This is a genomic window from Bradyrhizobium erythrophlei (genome assembly GCF_900129425.1).
Taxonomy (GTDB): Bacteria; Pseudomonadota; Alphaproteobacteria; order Rhizobiales; family Xanthobacteraceae; genus Bradyrhizobium; species Bradyrhizobium erythrophlei_C.
Genome location: NZ_LT670817.1, coordinates 8,713,733 through 8,734,238 on the forward strand (window position 1 = coordinate 8,713,733; position 20,506 = coordinate 8,734,238).

The window sequence follows — 20,506 nt, forward strand, 5'->3', positions numbered from 1 at the left end:
AAAGCAGGTATCGTTTTTCCATGAAAATGTGACGCCAATTCCGCCAGCGCTGTCTGATCGACGATACTCTCAAAAGCCGCTTTCTTCTTCTTCGACCAGAATTTCGCGCTTTCCGGCATGATTGGCCTGTCCGACGATGCCCTCGAGTTCCATTCGCTCCATCAGCGACGCGGCGCGGTTATATCCGATCTGCAGCCGGCGCTGAATGTAGCTGGTGGAAGCCTTGCGGTCGCGCTTGACGATCGCCACCGCCTGCGAGAACAGGTCGCCGCCGCCATCGCCGCCCATACCGGTGGCATCGAACACCGCGCCGTCTTCATCGGTCGGCTCTTCCGCGGTGACAGCTTCGAGGTATTCGGGCTGGCCCTGCGTCTTGAGATGGCGGACGACCTTCTCGACCTCTTCGTCCGAGACGAAGGGCCCGTGCACGCGGCTGATGCGTCCGCCGCCGGCCATATAGAGCATGTCGCCCTGTCCGAGCAGCTGCTCGGCACCCATCTCGCCCAAAATGGTGCGGCTGTCGATTTTCGAAGTGACCTGAAACGAGATACGGGTCGGGAAGTTCGCCTTGATGGTGCCGGTGATGACGTCTACCGACGGCCGCTGGGTGGCGAGGATCACATGCAGCCCGGCGGCGCGCGCCATCTGCGCCAGCCGCTGCACCGCGCCCTCGATATCCTTGCCGGCGACCATCATGAGGTCGGCCATTTCGTCGACGATGATGACGATGTAGGGCAGCGGGTCGAGATCAAGCTTCTCGTCCTCATAGACCGCCTTGCCGGTTTCCTTGTCGAAGCCGGTATGTACCGTGCGCGTCAGCTCCTCGCCCTTGTTTTTCGCTTCCAAAAGACGCTGATTGTAGCCGTCGATGTTGCGCACGCCGAGCTTGGACATTTTCTTGTAGCGCTCTTCCATCTCGCGCACCGCCCACTTCAGCGCGACCACGGCCTTTTTCGGATCGGTCACGACCGGCGTCAGCAGATGCGGAATGCCGTCATAGACCGACAGTTCGAGCATTTTCGGATCGACCATGATCAGGCGGCACTGATCGGGACGCAGCCGGTAGACCAGGCTGAGGATCATGGTGTTGATGGCGACCGATTTGCCCGAGCCGGTGGTGCCGGCGATCAACAGATGCGGCATCCGCGCGAGATCGACGATGATGGATTCGCCGCCGATATTCTTGCCGAGACAAAGCGGAAGCTTGGCGACCGACTCGTTGCCGTCCTTTACCGAAAGCAGCTCGCGCAGATAGACCTTTTCGCGATGCGCGTTCGGCAACTCGATGCCGATGGCGTTGCGGCCGGGAACGACCGCGACGCGCGCCGACAGCGCGCTCATCGAACGCGCGATGTCGTCGGCCAGCCCAATGACGCGCGACGATTTGATGCCGGGCGCGGGCTCGAGCTCGTACAACGTCACCACCGGCCCAGGATGGGCCTTGACGATTTCGCCGCGGACGCCGAAATCGCCGAGCACGCCTTCCAGCGCGCGCGAGTTGGAATCCAGTTCCGACTTGTTAAGCGGCTGGCGGTCCGAAGCCTTGGGGGCGGTCAGCACCGAGACCGAAGGCAGTTCGAATTTGTCCGATGACTTGCGTGCGGGCGCGCGCGGTGCGGCCTTCTTGCGCGGGGCGCGTGCGGCCGGAACTTCCTCGTCGTCGTCTTCGTCCTCGAAATCTTCCTCGGCCTGTGGTGCCAGCGCCGGAGCCACGCGGTCGCCAAGATTCGGCTCCTGACGCTCGAACGAGGAGGCCCGTGGCGGCGGCGCACTTGCGACCAGCCAGCGATAGGCCAGAACCAGCAGCCGCGACAACCGCGCCTTGGCGCTCATCGCGGCGTGAAACGCCCATCCGAGCGAGACCGAACTGCGGTCATCTTCTTCGACGAAGACGGCGTCGTCATCCTCGATCGCCGTCAATTCATCGTCCTGAGGGCGCGACCCCAGGCCGGCGGTGATCAGGAACGTCGCGGCCATGACGGCGAACAGGATCAATCCAAGGACGAGGCGATAGAAGAAACCGGGGGGGCCGAACGCGACGGCCGGTGCACGCACCAGCGCGTCGCCGACCACGCCGCCGAGCCCGGTCGGCAGCGGCCATGCGCCGCCATGCGGCCAGCAGCTGGCAAAGCCCGCCGCCGTCACCGTGCACAGTATCCAGCAGCCGATTCGCAGCGCTTCGCGGTCGAAGGTGCGGTGGGTCAGCATGCGCCAGCCCCACACCGCCACCGGCAGAATCAGCATGATCGCGCCGAGGCCGAGAATCTGCATCAGGAGATCGGCGCCGATCGCCCCGGGATAGCCGACGATGTTGCGGATTGCGCGCGCCGTCGCGTGGCTGAAGCTCGGATCCTGCACCGACCACGTCATCAGCGCCGCCGCCGCCACGCCGGACATCGCGATCAGGCTCAATCCCGCGAGTTCGCGCAGCCGCCGCGCCAGTGCCTCGCGGATCGACGCCGGCAATTGGCCGACCAGGGGAATGACACGTTCGATCGCTGGCATGCTCATGGGGCCCTGCGACTAATCCAGAATTTCGACCAGCCGGTGCAAAGCCTCGGCTGTTGTTTCACTGTCCTGCACCAGCGCCAGACGAATGTAGCCGGCGCCGGGATTGCTGCCGTCGGGTTGCTGCCGCGCCAGGTAGCTCCCGGGCACCACGCGCACGCCGCCGTCCTTGTAGAGTTTTATCGTCGCCGCTTCATCGCCGCCGCGCGCCGACACGTCGAGCCAGACGCAGAAGCCGCCGGCCGGCCGGTGATAGCCATAGCGGTTGCCGAGGATCTGATCGGCGAGATCGAATTTGATGCGGTAAAGCCGTCTGTTCTCCTCGACATGCGCCTCGTCGCTATAGGCCGCGATCGCGACATGCTGCAGCGGCACCGGCACCTGGGGCGCGGCGACGTTGCGCAACTCGTGAAACATGCCGAGAAATTTCCTGTCGCCGGCGGCGAAGCCGACACGCATGCCCGGCAGGTTCGAGCGCTTCGACAGCGACTGAAACGCAACCACATTGGAAAAATCGGGACCGGCGCATTCCAGCATGCTGCCGGGCGCTTCTTTCGTATAGATCTCCGAATAGCATTCGTCGCTCAGAACCATGAAGCCGAAACGGTCGGCCAATTGCTTCAGGCGGCCGAAATATTTCTTCGAGGCTACCGCGCCTTGCGGATTCGCCGGCGAGGCGATGTAGATCGCGACCGTTCGCGCCAGCGTGGCATCGTCGAGCGCGTCGAGGTCGGGCAGGAATCCGTTGCCGAGCGTGGTCGGCAGATAGATCTGCTCGCAGCCCGCCGCGCGCGCCCCGGCGCCATAGGCGGGATAAAACGGATTGGGCATCAGGATTGCGGGCTTGCCCTTGCGCTCGCCGACATAGCGGGCGGCGGTCAGGGCGGCGAAGAACAGCCCCTCGCGGCTCCCGTTCAGCACCAGAAGCTCGGTCTCGGGGTCGATCCCGCGGGGCAGCTCGAACCGGGTCGACAGCCAGTTGGCGGCGGCCCGCCGGAACGGCTCGGTGCCCTTGGCGATCGGATAGCGGCCGAAATCGGCGATATGCTTTGCCAGCACCGGGCCGACGAAGGCGGGAACCGGGTGCTGCGGTTCCCCCAATGACAGCGCAATCAATGGCTTACCCGGCTGATAGGGGGCCAGTAATTCGGTCAGCCGCGCGAAGGGCGAGCGTTCGCTTTCCGGACTTCCGGCGCCCTGCGGCGCCCGGGATGAAGCGGTCATTGCCATACTTTAAAGCGCCAGCACTCGTGGGGCAGCCGATCTTCGAGACCGGCCGGAAGCGGATCAAACCACCATAGATACGGCGAGGTTAAGACGCGATTAACCATCGACGACCGGGGCGGTTATCCAGATCCCCCGTTAGTTCAAAAAGAAAGGGGCCCCAGCTTGCGCTGGAGCCCCTCAACGGTCGGGGCATTGCCGGGTATGTGCCCAAACCGTAGTTATGGGCGCGATCTCTGGAGATCGCGCCCCGGGAGAACTCACATATTGTAGGCGCGCTCGGTGTGCTCGGTGATGTCGAGGCCTTCGCGTTCGGTCTCGACATTGGCACGCAGGCCGACGATGACATCGACGACCTTGTAGAGGATCGCCGAACCGACGCCCGACCACACCAGTGTGGTGCAGACGCCCCAGGTTTGCGAGATCATCTGCGCGGTGAAGTCGTAATCGGCGATCTTGCCGGTGGTGTAGTCCATGATGCCGGAGCCGCCGAGCGCCGGATTCACCAGGATGCCGGTGCCGAGCGCGCCGACGATTCCGCCGATGCAGTGGACGCCGAACACGTCGAGCGAGTCATCGTATCCGAGCGCGTTCTTGACCACGGTGACCATGAACAGGCAGACCACGCCGACCACGAGACCGAGCACGATCGCTCCCATCGGACCGGAGTAGCCGGCCGCGGGCGTAACCGCCACAAGTCCCGCCACCGCGCCCGAGATCGCGCCGAGCATCGAGGGATGACCCTTGATGATCCACTCCGCAAACATCCAGGACAGTGCCGCCGCCGCAGTCGCAACGAAGGAGTTGGTCATGGCGAGCGCAGCGCCGCCATTGGCTTCGAGGTTCGATCCGGCATTGAATCCGAACCAGCCCACCCAGAGCAGCGAGGCGCCGATCATGGACATGGTCAGCGAGTGCGGAGCCATCAGGTCCTTGCCGTAACCGACACGCTTGCCGATCAGCAGCGCCCCGACGAGACCTGCGATACCGGCGTTGATGTGCACCACGGTGCCGCCGGCGAAGTCGATCGCGCCCTTCTTGAAGACCCAGCCGGCGTCGGCGTTGACTTCATCGAGCTTGGCCTGCGCCGCGGCCTTTGCCGCCGCGTCACCCGCCGCAGCGAGCGCCTTGACCGCATCCGAGATCGCGTCCGGTCCGGCCCAGTACCAGACCATATGTGCGATCGGGAAGTAGATCAGCGTCACCCAGAGCGGGATGAACAGCGCCACCGCCGCGAACTTCATGCGTTCGGCGAAGGCGCCGACGATGAGGGCGGGAGTGATCGCCGCGAAGGTCATCTGGAAGCAGACATACACCAGCTCCGAGATGTTGGCGTCGACGCTGAACGTCGCTGCCTTGGAGTCCGTCGTCACGCCCATCAGGAAGGCCTTCGAGAAGCCGCCGATGAAATCGGAGCCGCCGGTGAAAGCGAGACTGTAGCCGTAAAGCGCCCAGAGGATGGTGACGATGCAGACGGTGTAGAATACCTGCATCAGGACCGAGAGCATGTTCTTGGAACGGACGAGGCCGCCGTAGAAAAGGGCGAGGCCGGGAATCGTCATCAACAGCACCAGCACTGTCGAGGTCAGCATCCAGGCATTGTCGCCCTTGTTGACGGTCGGTTCAGCATAGGCAGCGGTCGCAGCGAACAGGCCGACTGCGAGGGCCGCCAATCCCGCGCTATAGGGACGTTTGAACGTCATTTGTTATACTCCTGATTGGAAAAAGGTTGAGCGCGAGAGATCAGAGTGCCGCGGCATCGGCCTCTCCCGTGCGGATGCGAACCGCATGGTCGAGGTTGATGACGAAGATCTTGCCGTCGCCGATCTGTCCGGTCTTTGCAGCCGAGGTGATGGCGTCGATGGTCTTGTCGACCTGGTCCGAGGCGATAGCGACCTCGATCTTGATCTTGGGCAGGAAGCTCACCGCGTATTCAGCACCGCGATAAATTTCCGTATGGCCCTTCTGCCGGCCATATCCCTTGACTTCCGTCACCGTTAGACCGTGAACGCCAATGGCGGTCAGGGCGTCACGGACTTCTTCGAGCTTGAATGGCTTGATGATCGCCATAACAATTTTCATGGGTCCTATCCCCGCTTGGGCCCGGTCCAGACGCGACCGGGCGTTCTCGACTGAGGTTCACCACGCGGAGAAGTTTCACTACGCGGGCACAGCCGAGACCCATAGAATCAAATGCCGTGCCAGATCAGTCGGATTGCCTAACGGACTATGAACAACCAGCTTTTCAGCCTTTATGGGAATCGGCCCGGACTGCGCTATTCGGTCGCGCTCAAAGTCTAGTCACCCCAGCCTAAAACGTGAGCATGACAGGCTTCGGACATAATCCTGCCCACGGCAAGGGCAGGATAGAGGTATCGAGATGGGGAAATTCTACTGCAAGGCTTCGCCATGCTGCGAAATGTCGAGCCCCTCCAGTTCGTGTTCCCTGGACACCCGCAGCGGAACGAAGGAGCTGACCAGCTTCAGCAGCACGTAGGTGACCCCTCCGGACCACGCCAGCGTGACCGCCACACCGTAGAACTGAATCAGCAATTGCTGCGGATTGCCTTCGATCAGACCCGAGGTCCCCCCGATAGAGGCGGTCGCAAAGACCCCGGTCAGCAAGGTGCCGGTCATTCCGCCGATGCCGTGGACGCCGAACACATCGAGCGAATCGTCGTAGCGGAAACGGTGCTTGAGCCAGGTGCAGGCCCAGAAACACACCAGGCCCGCGATCACCCCGATGACGATGCCGTGCCACGGCGCGACGAATCCGGAGGCCGGGGTAATCGTTCCGAGGCCCGCGACCGCGCCGGAAATCATGCCGAGCACCGACGGCTTGCGCCGGATCGACCACTCGATCGCGCCCCAGGTCAGCGCGCCGGCACAGGCCGCCAGATGGGTGGCGATGATCGCCATCACCGCGCGCGAATTCGCGGCCAGGGCCGATCCGCCGTTGAAGCCGAACCAGCCGACCCACAGCAGTCCGGTGCCGATCACGGCAAGCGACAGATCGAACGGCGAAAGATTTTCGGTACCATAGCCGTGGCGTCGTCCCATCACCTTGGCCGCCACCAGCCCGCCGACCCCGGCTGAGAGATGCACCACGAGGCCGCCGGCGAAATCCAGCACGCCGGCGGTGCCGAGAAAGCCGCCGCCCCAGATCCAGTGCGCGAGCGGCACGTAGACGAACATGAACCAGCCGATGGAAAATAACAGATACGCCGAGAACCGCATGCGATCGGCGACCGAGCCCGCCACCAGCGCCACCGTGATGATCGCGAACGTCATCTGGTAGAGCATGAACAGGCTCTCCGGAATCGTCTTCGCCGCGGGATTGACGCTGTCCATGGTCATGCCGGTAAGAAACCAGCGGTCCAGCGTGCCAAGCCAGGGCCCGCCGCCGACGAACACCAGCGAGTAGCCGAACGCCACCCAGAGAATCGAAATAACGGTCACAGCGGCGAGACTTTGCGCCATCGTCGCCAGCACGTTCTTCTTGCGAACCATGCCGGAATAAAACAGCGCCAGACCGGGTATCGTCATCATCAGCACCAGCGCGGTGGCGACGATCATCCACGCGGTGTCGGCGGCATTGATGGTCGACGTTTCGGCGAAGGCCGGTGTCGCGAACAAGATCGTCGCAAAACTAGTCGGCGCAGCCAGCTTCGCTGCACGACACGATAGTGCCCCCATTGGTATTTCCCCAGCCAGGTATGATTTTATTGATCGCGCGCACGGCGTCGTTGCCGGATGCGACGGAGTTGCGAGAACCTAGAGCGCGTCGCTGTCGGTTTCGCCGGTTCGGATCCGCAAGGCGTGATCGATCGGTGTCACGAATATCTTGCCGTCGCCGATCTGGCCGGTACGCGCGCTCGCGGTAATGACCTCAACCGCCTTGTCAGCGAGATCTGACGCAACCGCGATTTCGATTCGGAGCTTCGGCAGGAAATTCACCACATATTCGGCGCCGCGATAGACCTCGGTGTGGCCTTTCTGGCGGCCGTAACCCTTGACCTCGGTGACAGTCATGCCGCTGACCCCGATCGCGGTGAGTGCCTGGCGTACCTCGTCCAACTTGAATGGTTTGATAATGGCAACAACGAGCTTCATGGTCAGGCCTTCATTTCCCGGATTCTGAAAAGGGCAGTCGCGCCGTGATTTGCGCCAGCGCGCAAGTCTGGCATCTTTCCGAGCAAATGGCACAAAAAGTTGCAAGGCCCACCGGAAAAAGAATGGCGGTCGCTCTGTCTCTGGTGGCCAAGTCCCTGCAGGCCGCGGGATAATCCACCGCGAAACGGATTCCTCCCCACGGACGGGCCGGCGCGCCCGTCCGTTGCGGGGCCTTAAGGGGATGAAATGTCAGCGATCCCAGTTCTTCGCGTCCCACGGCCCGCCGAGCCGCTATCCGGAACCAGCGTTATTTCCGCTCGCGAAGCGAGCCTTCCTGCGCCACCGAGGCCACCAGCGTGCCGTCCTGCTTGAAGATCATGCCGCGGGTCAGGCCGCGCCCGCCCTGCGCGCTCGGGGAATCCTGGGCATAAAGCAGCCATTCGTCGGCGCGGAACGGGCGATGAAACCACATCGCGTGATCGAGGCTCGCCGGCATCATCCGCTTGTCGAACAGCGTCCTGCCGTAGCGCGCCATCGCCGCATCCAGCAGCGAGAAATCGGATGCATAGGCCAGCGCGCACATATGCAGCGCCGGATCGTCGGGCAGTTTCGAGGCGGTGCGGATCCAGACATGGATGCGGCCGTCGTCGATCTTCTGGCCGAAATAGCGGCTGAGCTCGACCGGGCGTAGCTCGATCGGGCGGTCGGATTCGTAATAGCGGCGGATGAATTCCGGCATCTCCCGGAACATCGGCTGTTTTGCCACTTCCTCGGCGGTGAGTTTTTCAGGCGGCGGCACGTCCGGCATCTTGTCCTGATGGTCGAACGCGCCGTGTTCCTCGACGTGAAACGACACCATGATCGAGAAGATCGCGTTGCCGTGCTGGATCGCGGTGACCCGGCGGGTCGAATAGCTCTTGCCGTCGCGCAGCCGTTCGACCTCGTAGATGATCGGAATCTGCGGATCGCCGGGCAGAATGAAATAGCAATGCAGCGAGTGGGGCAGCCGGCCTTCGACGGTGCGGCACGCCGCCACCATGGCCTGTCCGATCACCTGCCCGCCGAACACCCGCTGCCAGCTCGTCTTCGGGCTGTTGCCGCGAAACAGGTTCACCTCGAGCGGCTCGAGGTCGAGGATGGAAATCAGGTCAATCAGGCCGTTGGACATGTGTGTGTTTCCAATTTCCCCGTCATTTCGGGGTGAGGCGAAGCCTCGAACGCGGAGATGATAACTGCCAGGTTCCGGGCCCATGATGCCGCGCGCCCCGGAATCGCCACCTTGGGGCCACGAACCTTGCTTCGCGGCCCTGTTTCGCCCAGCTATAGTCAGGTAGCAAGTCTAGATGACGTGAGCGAGTAAGGGTACGGAATGTCGGCACAGCGAAGCATTGTCATCGGTGGCGGCGCATTCGCGGGGCTGGGGCTGGCGCTAGCGCTGCGTCAGGGCCTCGGCGCCGATATCCCCATTATCGTTGCCGACCCGGCGCTGGCGGCGCGGCCGAGCCGCGATCCGCGCGCGACCGCCATCGTCGCCGCCTGCCGTCGGCTGTTCGAGGCGATCGGGGTGTGGAATCAGGTCGCGTCCCAGGCGCAGCCGATTCTCGACATGGTCGTCACCGATTCCGGCCTGCAAGATGCGACCCGTCCGGTGTTCCTGACCTTCGCAGGTGATGTCGAGCCGGGTGAACCTTTCGCGCATATGATTGAAAACCGGCATCTGATCGATGCGCTGGTCCAGCGCGCGGAAGCCGAGGGCATCGGCCTTCGCGCCACCGCGGTCACCACATTCGATGCACGCCCCGATGGTGTCGACGTGACGCTGGCGGACGGCGGCGCGATCGAGGCGAGCCTGCTGGTGGCGGCCGATGGCGCCCGCTCGAAACTGCGCGAACGCGCCGGGATTGCCACCCATGGCTGGGATTACGATCAATCCGGGATTGTCGTCACCGTCGGCCATGAGCGCGATCATCACGGCCGCGCCGAAGAACATTTCCTTCCCGCCGGGCCGTTCGCGATCCTGCCGTTGACGGGACGACGCTCGTCGCTGGTATGGACCGAGAAGCGTACCGAGGCGGCGCGCATCGTCGCGCTTGGCGAAGATGAATTTCACGGCGAACTCGAACAGCGCTTTGGCCTGCATCTCGGCGAGATCAAGGCACTCGACAGACCGCGGGCGTTTCCGCTGGGTTATTTCGTGGCGCGCTCGTTCATCGGCGAACGGCTGGCGCTGGTCGGCGACGCCGCGCATGTGATTCACCCGATCGCGGGGCAGGGGCTCAACATGGGCCTGAAGGATGTCGCAGCGCTTGCCGAAGTGGTTGTCGATGCCGCCCGGATCGGCATGGACCTCGGTCAGGCCGACGTGCTCGACCGCTATCAGCGCTGGCGACGGTTCGACACGATGGCGATGGGGCTCGCCACCAATTCACTGAATCTGTTGTTCTCGAACGAATCGAAGGTGCTGCGCGCGGTGCGCGATATCGGGCTCGGGCTGGTCGATCGCACTCCGCCGCTGAAAAGCATGTTCATCCGGCAGGCGGCGGGTCTGGCGGGCGAGGTGCCGCGGCTGTTGAAGGGCGAGGCTTTGTAGACGCCCGTCTGCTCCTGCAACCGCGGTGTGTAACCTCATGGTGAGGAGCGCATCTTTGAGCGTCTCGAACGATGAGGCCGGAGATCGCTCAGCGGGGCTTTCCATCCTTCGAGACGCGCGCAGGGCGCGCTCCTCAGGATGAGGGTTTGGCGTGCCCCGGACGCTGTGCAGCGCCATAAGCGCGGTTGCGCGCGTCTTCGACGCGCTATGGCGGTGCGCTGCTGATCCGGGGTCCATTATGGACCCGTATCCGTGGGTCCCGGCTCTGCGGAGCAGCGTGAAGAACGCTGCACCGCGTTCGGGACACGAGAGACATTGCTTCACGCCCTCTCGGGATGAGGTCGTTTACTTCGCCGTGTCGTCCGCCAAAACAAAAGCCGCGACCGCATCGATCATGGCCGGGTCCAGCGCACGTTCCGCCTGATTGTAGGCTGCCAAATCGTCGGCCTCGTCGGCGACATCGACCAGAACATGATTCATGTCCGGCAGCCAAAGTGTTTTCGCGGCCGGTGACGCTGTGCTGAGCGCCAGGAAATCCAGTCGCGCCACCTGGCGGTCGCGGCCGCCGCCGACAATCAGCGTCGGCTGATCGATCAGTTTCAGGGGGACGACCGGGTCTTCGGTGAAGGCCGAGGCGATGCCGGGCTGCATCGCCGGCGGGATCGACAACCCCTGTGGCAGCGGATCGACGATCTGCCCGGACATGATGGCGTCGATGGCGTCCGCCATCGGCTTGTAGACGTCGGGAGCCAGCGTCTTTTCCAGCTGGGCCTTGAGCAGGTCGCCCTGCCGCCGGGCAGCGGTAACCAGCAAAACCAGGCGGTCGACCGGCACACGCCGCGCCGTGAGAATCGCGACCAGGCCGCCCTCGCTGTGTCCGACCAGAATGACCTTGGAGAATTTTCCGCTGCTGCGCAGATAATTCACCAGCGCGGCGGCATCGTCGACGTAATCCTTGAAGCGAAAATCCTCCGGCCGTCCGAATTCCGGTTTCCATCCGCCCGCGCCGCGCTTGTCATAGCGCAGCGTCGCGATCTTGCGCGCGGCCAGTTGTTCCGCGAGTTTCTTCAGCGTGGCGGGCTTGATCTGCGGTCCGTTGCCGTCGTGGTCGGTGGATCCGGAGCCCGCGATCAAAAGCGCGACAGGCGGCCGTTCGACCTCCGAGGGCACCGTCAGCACCGCGTCGATGGCGCCGACGCGGATTTTGCTTTCTTCAGCGGATACGCTCACCGTCATGACGGCAAGACAGAGCATTGCAAGCGCAGCGATGATCTTTCGGGGTCGCATGCGCTAATCGATCTTTCTTGCTTCTTCTGGCAGCATGATCGGGATGCCGTCACGGATCGGATAAGCGAGCTTTGCGGAACGCGAGATCAATTCCTGCCTCGCTGGGTCAAACTCCAGCGGACCCTTGGTCAGCGGACAGACCAGGATTTCCAGCAGCTTTGGATCGACGGTGCCTTCAAGGCGTTCGGGCGGGGCGGTCATGCATGGGTCTCCGGCTTGCGTTTCGCTCCTGTAGCATATCCGCTCGAAGCGTGTAGCCGCGGCTATCGCCGGGTCATCCGGAGCAGTTCGTCGAGCACCGCCTGCTGTCTCGCCCGCGGCAATGGGCGATCCGACAGCGCAAAACCGACAAACGCCCAATAGAGAATCTGCGCCCGGGCGCGGGCGACCCTGGGGGCAAACCCGGACGCCCTGAACTGGCTCTCCACATAGCTCAAGCGGCGCCGGTCGATGGCCTGCACCGCGGCGCGGGCCGCGGGGTCGAACGCCGCCCAGGTGCGAACCGCCTTCTCCAGCGCCAGCTTGCTGCCGAACGCCTGCCGCAGCAGCAGCGGCAACGGGTTGCCGTTGTCGGAAGCGGCCTCAAGGTTGGCAATGACCTGCTCGGCGGCGACCTCGCGCCAATGCTTGAGGATCGCGGCATGGAACGCCTCGACGTCGGCGAAATGCCAGTAAAAGCTGCCGCGCGACACCCCCATCGCCTTGGCCAGCGGTTCGGCCTTCAGCGCCGTAAAGCCGCTATGGGCCAGCGTTTTGAGGCCCTGGTCGAGCCAGTCTTTTGCTGAGAGTTGATCGGTCATGCCTGTTCCTGCGACATATCACCATACACAACTGTATTGACAGTTGCCAGCACGGCGATCACAGTTTCCATACAGTCATGTATGGAGGTGATCCGATGCGCGATGTGCTGTTGCAATGTTCGGGTTTGGCCGCGATCGCGGTGGCGATCATCCATGGCGTGCTCGGCGAAACCAAGGTGTTTGCGCGCGCCAGCATCGAACCGGCGCGGCTGCGGACCCTGATCCGGCTGGTGTGGCAGGCCGGCACGGTGGCGTGGATCGGCGGCGGCGTGCTCCTGATCGCCGCGCCCTTGATGGCGTCGGAGCCGGCGCGGCACTGGATCGTGGTCACGCTCGCCTGCGTGTTCGCATTTGGCGCGCTCGCCAACGCCTGGGCAATGCGCGGCCGGCATTTTGGCTGGCTGGCACTCAGCACGGTGGTAGCGCTGGCGGTCGCGGGATACTAACCTAGGCAGACCAGCAACCGTCATTCCGGGGCGTGCGGAGCACGAACCCGGAATCCCGAGATGATAACTTCCAGATTCCGGGTTCGCGCTGCCCCCCGGAAAGCGCGGCCCCGCATCACGATTCACGCGCGGCGCTCCCGCAGCGTGGCCAGCATTAAAGGGAAGTTGCGCTGCTATCAAAAAAGGAAGCAGCCTTAAAGCGCGGGTATCATCGTCGTGCAATCGCGTTCGATTCGAAAGCGGATCGCCGGCAGCGGGTGACGCTAGGTCTGGCGCCAATAAGGTCTCAGTTTCTCGAAGGCGCAGAACGCCTGCCGGGCGGCGGCGAGCGCCGGCTTCAACCGGGCTTCCTCGAGACCCGTCAGCAAGCCGGCAGCGAAGACGCGCCGCGACGGCCGCGACGATCGGGCAGCCGATGCCTCGGCGATCCCGGTCGCGAGCTGCTCATGGACGGCGATGTCGTTCAGATCCCCAAAGCAATCCTGCATGTCCTTCAAGGCCGACAGAAAGGCCGCGCGCCGCTTTTCCTGCTTCTTGCCGGTGAAGACGGTTTTGTAAAATTCGGTCGCGTAACGCATTTTCTTGGCTTCGATCCGAAGTTTGTGGCGCGCATGAGGATCGAGCTTTTCCAGAATGCGGCCGCGCTTGCGGATCTTCTTCCGGCGCCGCTTGAGCTGCGCGCGGGCGACGGTCTCGATCGGCTCCTCCCACCGCTCCCGCGCGGGCTTGCTTGGCGGCTCCCACCAGCCGCCGGTTTCCAGCCACCTGGCGACATCAAGGGTCAACTCGCGGAATCGTTTCGAGCAGACGGCGGCCAATGCCCGCGCAATGGTGGCCTCGCGCCGGTCCGCCAAATCATGGGACAAGCCTTGCATTCCGGTCAATCGCGCGTGGCTACGCTCCAGCGGAGCCACCACGCGGTTCAGGAACACGTCGAATTCGCGCGCGGGGCCAAGTTCGCCCGTAAGCCATTTCAGCTCGGCCTTGATCTTGCGCTCGGTCGGATCGGCAGCGATGTCCGGGAATAGCGAGATCGCCGCGCGCAGCCGGCGCAAACCGATGCGCATTTGATGGATGCCGTCGCGCTCGCTCGCAACGATGGCCGGTTTGTTGGCGATGATCTGCTTCAGGCAAGCAAACGCGATCGCGCGAAAGGCGTCCTTTGCCGGCATATCGGGCGCGATCTCAATTGCCTCGCCTCTTGCAGCCCCGGCGTCCTCGCCGGCGAGCAACTCGTAACCGCGTTGCGACTTGCTCTTGACAGCCAACTCAGCGGAGGCGGCGTGGGCAAACGCCCGCGCGACCTCAAACAACCGCGCCTTGTCGCCCCGCTTCAGCTCGAGCTCCGCCTCGCACAAGGGTAGCGCGCCCACGCCCGCATCGATCTCGCCGCGGTCGATCGTCAATGCGATGTCGCAGTTCTTGCGCCTGATGGGATAGGTCGTGTGCTGCACGCGGGTTTCGAATACCGGGCGCAGCCGCTTGCGGAGTTTCTTGATCCCCAACGGTTCCAGCACCGGCGCGGCCGCATGTTTCAGGTCAGGCCGATTGTCCCTGACTTCGGCTTCCCATTCTCCGCGTTCGAACGGGCTTCCCTGATCGGATTTGATGGTTTGGATATAGCGGCCGCCGGCATGCCGGATCCGCAACGTCAAACCGCTGCGATTCAGTTTGAGGCCCTTGGTGTCGAAGTAGATCGAGTTCTGTATTTCACTTTGCTTCGATTTTCCCGCCCGGCGGATCAAGGGTATCGCGTGCAGCCGCGCGAAATTCGCGGACGGCAGCTGCAGCTTGATTTCGATTTCTTTCGGGGATGACACGCGCCGGCACCGATCCAGGACTCGGATTCAAGCGTCCCAATCAGACAACGACCCCAAAGGTTCCCGGCGCGAGGGCGCCAATATCTAGAACGGTTCCGTTACTGCAGCGGCGGATCGCCGCTGGTGCGTTTCTTGGCCAGATCCATCTCGGTGACCGCGATCAGGATTTCCGCGCGGGTCTTGAGGTCGGGAGCCTCCAGCATCGCCTGCTTTTCCGGCGGCCCGTAGGGCGACATCATCGCCAGCGCGTTGACCAGCGCCTCGTTGGGTGCGCTTTCGACGCCCTCCCAGTCGACCTTGAGATTGTTGGCTTTCAGGAAATCCGTCAGCACCTTGAGCAGCGCGTCGCGATCGACAGCTTCTTCGCCCTTGCGCGCCGTGAAATCGTCGATGTAGGGGAAGTAATCCACCTTGCATTGCCGGTAGGCGGTCAGCGCGGTCATTTCCTCAAGCACCTTGAACCGCGCGATGCCGGTGAGTTCAAGGATATAGCGGCCATCGCCGGCCTCGGCGAGCTGGGTGATGCGCCCGACGCAGCCGACCCGAAACAATTTTGGATGGGCCTCGTCCCGCGAGTGCGAAACGTCGGGCTGGATCATCCCGATCAGCCGGTGGCCGTCGCGCAGCGCATCGTCCACCATCGCCAGGTAGCGCGGCTCGAAGATGTTGAGCGGCATCTGACCGCGCGGCAGCAACAGTGCGCCGGGCAGAGGAAACACCGGAATCACCTGAGGAAGGTCGCCGGGCCCGCGATATTCGGCATTGATCGGCATAGGGCGGCCCCGCTGTTAGCTGCGCGCTATGAAAACAGGATCGTCGACAGCCGCTTTCGCCCCTCAACGGTGGCTTCGTCGGTCGGGCCCCAGGCCTCGAAGAACTGCACCAACTGCTTTCGCGCGCCGTCCTCGTTCCATTTCCGGTCTCGCTTGACCACTTCGAGCAGCTGGTGGGTCGCCTCGCTGCGCTTGCCGCTGGCATTGAGCGCGGTCGCCAGATCGAAACGCGCCTGATGATCGAGCGGATTTGCGGCGACTTTCTGTTCCAGTTCGGTCAGAGGCCCGAGCGCCTTGGCCTGCTCGGCGAGATCGATCGACGCCTGCACCGCCTTGACGGCCGGGTCGTTGCGTTTCGATTCCGGGACCATGGCAAGGGTCTGCTTGGCCTGTTCAATCGCGCCGGTCGTGACATAACATTTCGCAAGGCCTGCGAGCGCCGCGATATTGGTGGCATCCGCCGCCAGCACCTCGGCATAGATTTGCGCCGCGGTGGCGGGATCGCCCTCCGCCAGCACGGCTTCGGCCTCTTTGAGGATATCAGCGATATTGGGCTCGCCCGGCATGCCGGCCGTCAGCTTGCCGATGAAGGCGGTGACCTGGCTTTCCGGAACAGCGCCCATGAAGCCGTCGGCGGGCTGGCCGTTGACGAAGGCGATTACGGCCGGGATCGACTGGATTCCCATCTGGCCCGGGATCGCCGGATGCTCGTCGATGTTCATCTTGACCAGCTTGACCTTGCCCTTGGCGGCATTGACCGCCTTCTCGAGGATCGGCGTGAGCTGGCGGCAGGGGCCGCACCACGGCGCCCAGAAGTCGATCAGCACCGGCTGGCGTTTTGATTCTTCGATGACGTCCTTCACGAACGTCTGGGTGGTCGTCTCCTTGATCAGATCCGAAGCCGCCTGCGGCGCCGGGCCGCTACCCTGCTCTTCTATCGTCACGGGAATCCTCGCCTGATGTCTGCAATTGAGCCGATTCTAGCACGGCCCGGGCGTTAATTGGCGCTTGCAAGGTCAATTTGCAATCCGCGGAACCCGGTTCGCCCCGTTCCGGGTTGATTTCGACGTATTTCCGAGGATAACCCCCCTATCCGCCGATTCGAAGGCCACGTGCCGGCTGTTGCATTCGCGGGCCGCATTTGGCATAGCTCTGCCCGTTGCCGGCGAGCCATCGCCGCCAGCCTCTCGGATGCGGGTGTAGCTCAGTGGTAGAGCACGACCTTGCCAAGGTCGGGGTCGAGGGTTCGAATCCCTTCGCCCGCTCCAAGACTCGAATTGTCCGGCCCGGACAGATAGGTAACACCGCGTACCTAAGACACGGGTGACAACCGCGTACCGAACGGGTTGTCGAGAGGTTGTAAGGCGGCGGCGCTGTGAACGCGTCGTTGAGCTGACCGTAGACCACGGGATTTCTCGATATCACCAAAATTCGTCGATCGCGGGGTCCGCATCCCAGGCGCAACGCCGGTCGAGGTCCTCTATTGCATAGCAGGCGTGTAACGGGGAGGAGTGCCGATGTTTTCCGTGATTTTCGAGGTTCAACCACGCGCCGAACAATGGAATGCGTATCTCGACAAGGCCAAGATGTTGCGGCCGGAGCTTGAGCAGATCGACGGCTTTGTCGACAACATTCGCTACCGCAGCCTCACCCGGGAAGGCCTGATATTGTCGCTGTCTGGCTGGCGGGATGAAAAATCCCTCGTCCGCTGGCGTACCAAAGTCAGGCACCACGATGCGCAGGCGAAAGGGCGCTCCGAAATTCTGCAGAATTATCATCTGCGGGTCGGACAGGTGACGAAAGACAATCAGCTGCCGCCCGGTCACGCGCTTTGTGAACAAAGGCTCGATGAAACCGAAGTCGGCGAAGGCACCACGATCACTCTGATCAACGCCACGCGGCCGAAGGCGTGGACCGAGACCGGCAATGCCGCCGATTGCGCCGAATTTCTCGGCCTCAATCCGGATGCGGACGGCCTCGTGGCGTGGGACGTGTTCGACGCCGTGCTGACGCCGGGCGAACTCATTCTGATGATTTCGTGGCGCGACAATGCCGCCGCCGAGGCGTTCGACAACGAATTCACCGTGCCGGATGGGTTTCGGGCGCGCCGTGTCCGCGTGGTGCGCGATTACGGCATGTTCGACCGCCGCGAGGCGCCGCAATATTATCCCGACGCCAAGGGCGCCGTCACGATCCATTCGTGACGGTGCCGACCGTGCATCATCAGGCGCAGTGGCACACGAGGAAGGGCTGGGCCCGCTGTGGAACGCCCGGAGAGTCTCCGGACCCGATGCGACCTGAATATAAGTGGCCAGACAACGCCCCGCGGCGGACTGGATTACGTACACACCCGCCCAGGAAAAAATAGATCGTGCGCAATCGGCCGCCAGTCGGTGACAATATGGTTCAGTACGGCGGCGCCTTTCGCGCACGTTGCGACCGTGCAGCCTCGGCCCACCACGCCAGGTCATCCGCAAAGCGCGGGAAGGCGCCGTCAAGGTGCTGTCCGGCATGACCTTGCGGCTCGCCATTGGCGGTCAGCGTCTCCGCGATCGGTCCAAGGCTCAGCGTGCTCGAGATCACCACCATGCCCATCTCGCACAGAGTTCCATGCCAGAGAAAATTGGACCGCGCCCCGGCGAGGCGTCCCGCCGAATAGCTCACGATGGCGGCCGGCCGCCAGAACCACTCCTCGAGAAAATGGTCAGTGAGGTTTTTCAGGCCCGGCTGCATTCCCCAGTTGTATTCACCGGCGACGAAGACGAATGCATCGGCCGCGCGAATCTTGCCTGCAAGCGCCGCCATGGGCTCCGGCGCTGAACCCGCCGGATACTCCTTGTACATCCGATCGAGCATCGGCAATCCCACGGCCTTGGCGTCGATCAGTTCGACATCCTCGCCGCGTGCGCGGAGACCCTTCACGACATAATCGGCGAGGCGGATTCCCATCCGATCCGAGCGATATGAACCGTAGAATACGAGAATGCGATGGGTCATGGAGCATCCCGCGAGCATGCAGCCGATGGTGATCGCGATTGTCGCTTCGCTCGAACATGTAGTGCCTGATGCCGCGAGCGAAACCCCCTGTGTCTCCGCCGGTGTCGTCCCGCGCGTCGTCAGCCCGGCTCAGTCTCCGGCGCCCGGCCGCCGAGTTCGTCCACAAACACGCGCGTATTCTCGCTGTAATCGACCGGCACCACCACGAGGTGAACGCCGCCGGCGGCGAAGGCCGCTTCCAGCGTCGGAACGAGTTCGCCGGCGGCTGCGATGCGGTGGCCACGCGCTCCATAGGATTCAGCGTACTTCACAAAATCGGGATTTCCGAACGTCATGCCGAAGTCGGCAAACCCGTCGACCGCCTGCTTCCAGCGGATCATGCCGTAAGCCCGGTCCTCGACGATCAGCACAACCAGATTGAGCTTCAGACGCATCGCCGTCTCGAGTTCCTGGCTGTTCATCATGAAGCCACCGTCGCCGCACACCGCCATGACGCGGCGATGCGGGTCGAGGAGCTTGGCCGCCATGGCTGACGCAAGGCCTGCGCCCATGGTGGCCAAAGCGTTGTCGAGCAGGAGCGTGTTGGCGACATGCGTGCGATAGTTTCGCGCGAACCATATCTTGTACATGCCGTTGTCGAGACAGACGATGCCGTCTTCGGGCATGACGGCCCTGACATCCCTGACCAGCCGCTGCGGGATCACCGGGAACTGATCGCTGTCGGCGCGTTCGTTGATGTGGCCGAGTATTTCCCGTCGCAAGGCAAGGATATCCGGATCCGGAACAAGCGCTCCGTCCAATCGATCGGCCAGCGCGGTGACGGTCGCTCCGATGTCGCCGACCACTTCTGCGTCGGGATGAAACACTTCCTCGACGGTCGCCGAGACGTAGCCGACATACAGCACCCTGGGGCCGCCGATCTGGCTCATCAGAAAGGGCGGCTTTTCGACGGTGTCGTGGCCGATGGCGATGATCAGGTCCGCGCAATCGATGGCGTCGTGAACATAGTCGCGCTCCGAGAGCGCCGCCGTTCCCAGATAGAGGTTGGATCCGCCCGTTACCGCACCCTTGCCCATTTGCGTGTTGAAGAAGGGGATGCGGCAGCGGCGCACGAAATCGGAAAGCGGCTCGACCAGCCGGGGCCGGTTACTGGCAGCCCCGATCATGATAAGCGGATGCTTCGACGCAAGAATCATGGCAACCGCCCGATCCAGCGCCGAGGCCGGCGCGACCGGCCGGTCGATCGGATGCGGTGGCACCAGGGCGACGTCGGCTTGCTCGGCGGCGATATCCTCGGGAAGTTCGATATGGACCGGGCCGGGCCGTTCTTCGACCGCAACGCGGAAGGCGTCGCGCACGATGGTCGGAATCGAGGCGGCGGAGACGATCTGCCGCGTCATCTTGGTCAGAGGGCGCATCGCGCCCACGATATCGACAATCTGAAAGCGCGCCTGCCGTGCGCTCTTGATGGCCTTCTGGCCGGTGATCATCAGCATCGGCATCGCACCGAGATGCGCGTAGGCCGCGCCGGTGGTGAAATTCAGCGCGCCCGGGCCCAGGGTCGACAGGCAAACGCCGGGCCTCCCGGTCAGGCGGCCCTGGGTGGCGGCCATGAACGACGCCGCCTGCTCATGCCGCGTGAGGATCATCTCGATTCGTGAATTACGAAGCGATTCCACGACATCCAGGTTCTCCTCCCCGGGGAGGCCGAAGATGCGTTTGACGCCCTCGCTTTCCAGCGCGGCAACCAGCAGATCGGCGCCTTTGGTCATCGCTTTCGCTCCTGGTGCTCGGGGCGGTGCAGCGCCGCGGGCGCGACCTCCGCGCCTTGCCGGCAGGAAAGATATACCGATCGTCTTTCGCAGGCGACACCGATGTCGCTGATCTCATCGGGCATTCTGCATGCTATTTTAGCAAAGAAGATCGGGATCGTTCTGCGCATGGAAGA

At 63.4% G+C, this 20,506-nt stretch carries 18 protein-coding genes and 1 tRNA gene; 4 read left to right on the forward strand and 15 right to left on the reverse strand.

The genetic code is table 11. The features are described from left to right. Positions 1 to 69: 69 nt before the first annotated feature. The 7 genes from B5527_RS41430 to tesB all read right to left on the reverse strand — a co-directional run bounded on the left by B5527_RS41430 (position 70) and on the right by tesB (position 9,013). Positions 70 to 2,511: a DNA translocase FtsK gene (locus B5527_RS41430; protein ID WP_079606644.1), complete on the reverse strand. Its 2,442-nt coding sequence runs from the start codon at positions 2,509 to 2,511 to the stop codon at positions 70 to 72. A gap of 12 nt (positions 2,512 to 2,523) precedes the next feature. After that, the gene (locus B5527_RS41435) at positions 2,524 to 3,738 is read right to left on the reverse strand and encodes an aminotransferase class I/II-fold pyridoxal phosphate-dependent enzyme (RefSeq protein ID WP_079606645.1); all 1,215 of its coding nucleotides are present in this window, start codon (positions 3,736 to 3,738) and stop codon (positions 2,524 to 2,526) included. Positions 3,739 to 3,992: 254 nt separating this feature from the next. Then, positions 3,993 to 5,435 (reverse strand): ammonium transporter, encoded by a 1,443-nt coding sequence (locus B5527_RS41440; RefSeq protein WP_079606646.1) that lies wholly within the window; start codon positions 5,433 to 5,435, stop codon positions 3,993 to 3,995. A 40-nt stretch (positions 5,436 to 5,475) separates the two neighbouring features. Continuing rightward, complete coding sequence (locus B5527_RS41445; protein ID WP_028348349.1) at positions 5,476 to 5,814, reverse strand: P-II family nitrogen regulator; 339 nt, start codon at positions 5,812 to 5,814, stop codon at positions 5,476 to 5,478. 309 nt (positions 5,815 to 6,123) lie between these two features. Continuing rightward, positions 6,124 to 7,428, reverse strand: a complete 1,305-nt coding sequence (locus tag B5527_RS41450; RefSeq protein WP_079606647.1) for an ammonium transporter — start codon at positions 7,426 to 7,428, stop codon at positions 6,124 to 6,126. A 78-nt stretch (positions 7,429 to 7,506) separates the two neighbouring features. Continuing rightward, entirely contained in the window at positions 7,507 to 7,845 is a 339-nt protein-coding gene (locus B5527_RS41455; protein WP_079606648.1) for a P-II family nitrogen regulator, read from the reverse strand. A 307-nt stretch (positions 7,846 to 8,152) separates the two neighbouring features. Next, entirely contained in the window at positions 8,153 to 9,013 is an 861-nt protein-coding gene (gene tesB, locus B5527_RS41460; RefSeq protein ID WP_079606649.1) for an acyl-CoA thioesterase II, read from the reverse strand. A gap of 201 nt (positions 9,014 to 9,214) precedes the next feature. Between tesB and B5527_RS41465 the strand changes: the two genes are divergently transcribed. Continuing rightward, complete coding sequence (locus B5527_RS41465) at positions 9,215 to 10,435, forward strand: ubiquinone biosynthesis hydroxylase (RefSeq protein WP_079606650.1); 1,221 nt, start codon at positions 9,215 to 9,217, stop codon at positions 10,433 to 10,435. A gap of 345 nt (positions 10,436 to 10,780) precedes the next feature. On the opposite strand, the gene B5527_RS41470 is transcribed toward B5527_RS41465, so the two are convergent. The 3 genes from B5527_RS41470 to B5527_RS41480 all read right to left on the reverse strand — a co-directional run bounded on the left by B5527_RS41470 (position 10,781) and on the right by B5527_RS41480 (position 12,522). Beyond that, a complete protein-coding gene (locus B5527_RS41470; protein ID WP_079606651.1) occupies positions 10,781 to 11,722 on the reverse strand; it encodes an alpha/beta hydrolase in 942 nt (313 codons plus the stop codon). A gap of 3 nt (positions 11,723 to 11,725) precedes the next feature. Then, positions 11,726 to 11,923: a Trm112 family protein gene (locus tag B5527_RS41475; protein ID WP_079606652.1), complete on the reverse strand. Its 198-nt coding sequence runs from the start codon at positions 11,921 to 11,923 to the stop codon at positions 11,726 to 11,728. A gap of 62 nt (positions 11,924 to 11,985) precedes the next feature. After that, positions 11,986 to 12,522, reverse strand: coding sequence for a TetR/AcrR family transcriptional regulator (locus B5527_RS41480; protein ID WP_079606653.1), 537 nt, complete (start codon positions 12,520 to 12,522; stop codon positions 11,986 to 11,988). Positions 12,523 to 12,617: 95 nt separating this feature from the next. On the opposite strand from B5527_RS41480, the gene B5527_RS41485 reads away from it, so the two are divergent. Then, complete coding sequence (locus tag B5527_RS41485) at positions 12,618 to 12,968, forward strand: hypothetical protein (protein ID WP_079607894.1); 351 nt, start codon at positions 12,618 to 12,620, stop codon at positions 12,966 to 12,968. Between the two features lie 263 nt (positions 12,969 to 13,231). Here B5527_RS41485 and B5527_RS41490 read toward each other — a convergent pair whose 3' ends face one another. From B5527_RS41490 to trxA, 3 genes are all read right to left on the reverse strand, one after another. Beyond that, the gene (locus tag B5527_RS41490) at positions 13,232 to 14,788 is read right to left on the reverse strand and encodes a CYTH and CHAD domain-containing protein (protein ID WP_079606654.1); all 1,557 of its coding nucleotides are present in this window, start codon (positions 14,786 to 14,788) and stop codon (positions 13,232 to 13,234) included. A 98-nt stretch (positions 14,789 to 14,886) separates the two neighbouring features. Further along, positions 14,887 to 15,561, reverse strand: a complete 675-nt coding sequence (locus B5527_RS41495; protein ID WP_079606655.1) for an LON peptidase substrate-binding domain-containing protein — start codon at positions 15,559 to 15,561, stop codon at positions 14,887 to 14,889. Between the two features lie 26 nt (positions 15,562 to 15,587). Next, positions 15,588 to 16,505 (reverse strand): thioredoxin, encoded by a 918-nt coding sequence (gene trxA / locus B5527_RS41500; RefSeq protein WP_079606656.1) that lies wholly within the window; start codon positions 16,503 to 16,505, stop codon positions 15,588 to 15,590. 249 nt (positions 16,506 to 16,754) lie between these two features. On the opposite strand from trxA, the gene B5527_RS41505 reads away from it, so the two are divergent. Together B5527_RS41505 and B5527_RS41510 are read left to right on the forward strand one after the other, a co-directional pair. Further along, positions 16,755 to 16,829 (forward strand) — tRNA-Gly (locus B5527_RS41505). Positions 16,830 to 17,078: 249 nt separating this feature from the next. Beyond that, the gene (locus B5527_RS41510; RefSeq protein ID WP_079606657.1) at positions 17,079 to 17,765 is read left to right on the forward strand and encodes an antibiotic biosynthesis monooxygenase family protein; all 687 of its coding nucleotides are present in this window, start codon (positions 17,079 to 17,081) and stop codon (positions 17,763 to 17,765) included. 202 nt (positions 17,766 to 17,967) lie between these two features. On the opposite strand, the gene B5527_RS41515 is transcribed toward B5527_RS41510, so the two are convergent. Both B5527_RS41515 and B5527_RS41520 read right to left on the reverse strand, forming a co-directional pair. Further along, positions 17,968 to 18,558, reverse strand: a complete 591-nt coding sequence (locus B5527_RS41515) for an NADPH-dependent FMN reductase (protein WP_079606658.1) — start codon at positions 18,556 to 18,558, stop codon at positions 17,968 to 17,970. Positions 18,559 to 18,677: 119 nt separating this feature from the next. Further along, a complete protein-coding gene (locus B5527_RS41520) occupies positions 18,678 to 20,330 on the reverse strand; it encodes an acetolactate synthase large subunit (RefSeq protein ID WP_079606659.1) in 1,653 nt (550 codons plus the stop codon). Positions 20,331 to 20,506: the final 176 nt, after the last annotated feature.

Coding starts and splice junctions, on each gene's coding strand:
- B5527_RS41430 (WP_079606644.1), bottom strand. CDS start 2,511: ATGAGCATGCCAGCGATCGAACGTGTCATTCCCCTGGTCGGCCAATTG.
- B5527_RS41435 (WP_079606645.1), bottom strand. CDS start 3,738: ATGGCAATGACCGCTTCATCCCGGGCGCCGCAGGGCGCCGGAAGTCCG.
- B5527_RS41440 (WP_079606646.1), bottom strand. CDS start 5,435: ATGACGTTCAAACGTCCCTATAGCGCGGGATTGGCGGCCCTCGCAGTC.
- B5527_RS41445 (WP_028348349.1), bottom strand. CDS start 5,814: ATGAAAATTGTTATGGCGATCATCAAGCCATTCAAGCTCGAAGAAGTC.
- B5527_RS41450 (WP_079606647.1), bottom strand. CDS start 7,428: ATGGGGGCACTATCGTGTCGTGCAGCGAAGCTGGCTGCGCCGACTAGT.
- B5527_RS41455 (WP_079606648.1), bottom strand. CDS start 7,845: ATGAAGCTCGTTGTTGCCATTATCAAACCATTCAAGTTGGACGAGGTA.
- tesB (WP_079606649.1), bottom strand. CDS start 9,013: ATGTCCAACGGCCTGATTGACCTGATTTCCATCCTCGACCTCGAGCCG.
- B5527_RS41465 (WP_079606650.1), top strand. CDS start 9,215: ATGTCGGCACAGCGAAGCATTGTCATCGGTGGCGGCGCATTCGCGGGG.
- B5527_RS41470 (WP_079606651.1), bottom strand. CDS start 11,722: ATGCGACCCCGAAAGATCATCGCTGCGCTTGCAATGCTCTGTCTTGCC.
- B5527_RS41475 (WP_079606652.1), bottom strand. CDS start 11,923: ATGACCGCCCCGCCCGAACGCCTTGAAGGCACCGTCGATCCAAAGCTG.
- B5527_RS41480 (WP_079606653.1), bottom strand. CDS start 12,522: ATGACCGATCAACTCTCAGCAAAAGACTGGCTCGACCAGGGCCTCAAA.
- B5527_RS41485 (WP_079607894.1), top strand. CDS start 12,618: ATGCGCGATGTGCTGTTGCAATGTTCGGGTTTGGCCGCGATCGCGGTG.
- B5527_RS41495 (WP_079606655.1), bottom strand. CDS start 15,561: ATGCCGATCAATGCCGAATATCGCGGGCCCGGCGACCTTCCTCAGGTG.
- B5527_RS41510 (WP_079606657.1), top strand. CDS start 17,079: ATGTTTTCCGTGATTTTCGAGGTTCAACCACGCGCCGAACAATGGAAT.
- B5527_RS41515 (WP_079606658.1), bottom strand. CDS start 18,558: ATGACCCATCGCATTCTCGTATTCTACGGTTCATATCGCTCGGATCGG.
- B5527_RS41520 (WP_079606659.1), bottom strand. CDS start 20,330: ATGACCAAAGGCGCCGATCTGCTGGTTGCCGCGCTGGAAAGCGAGGGC.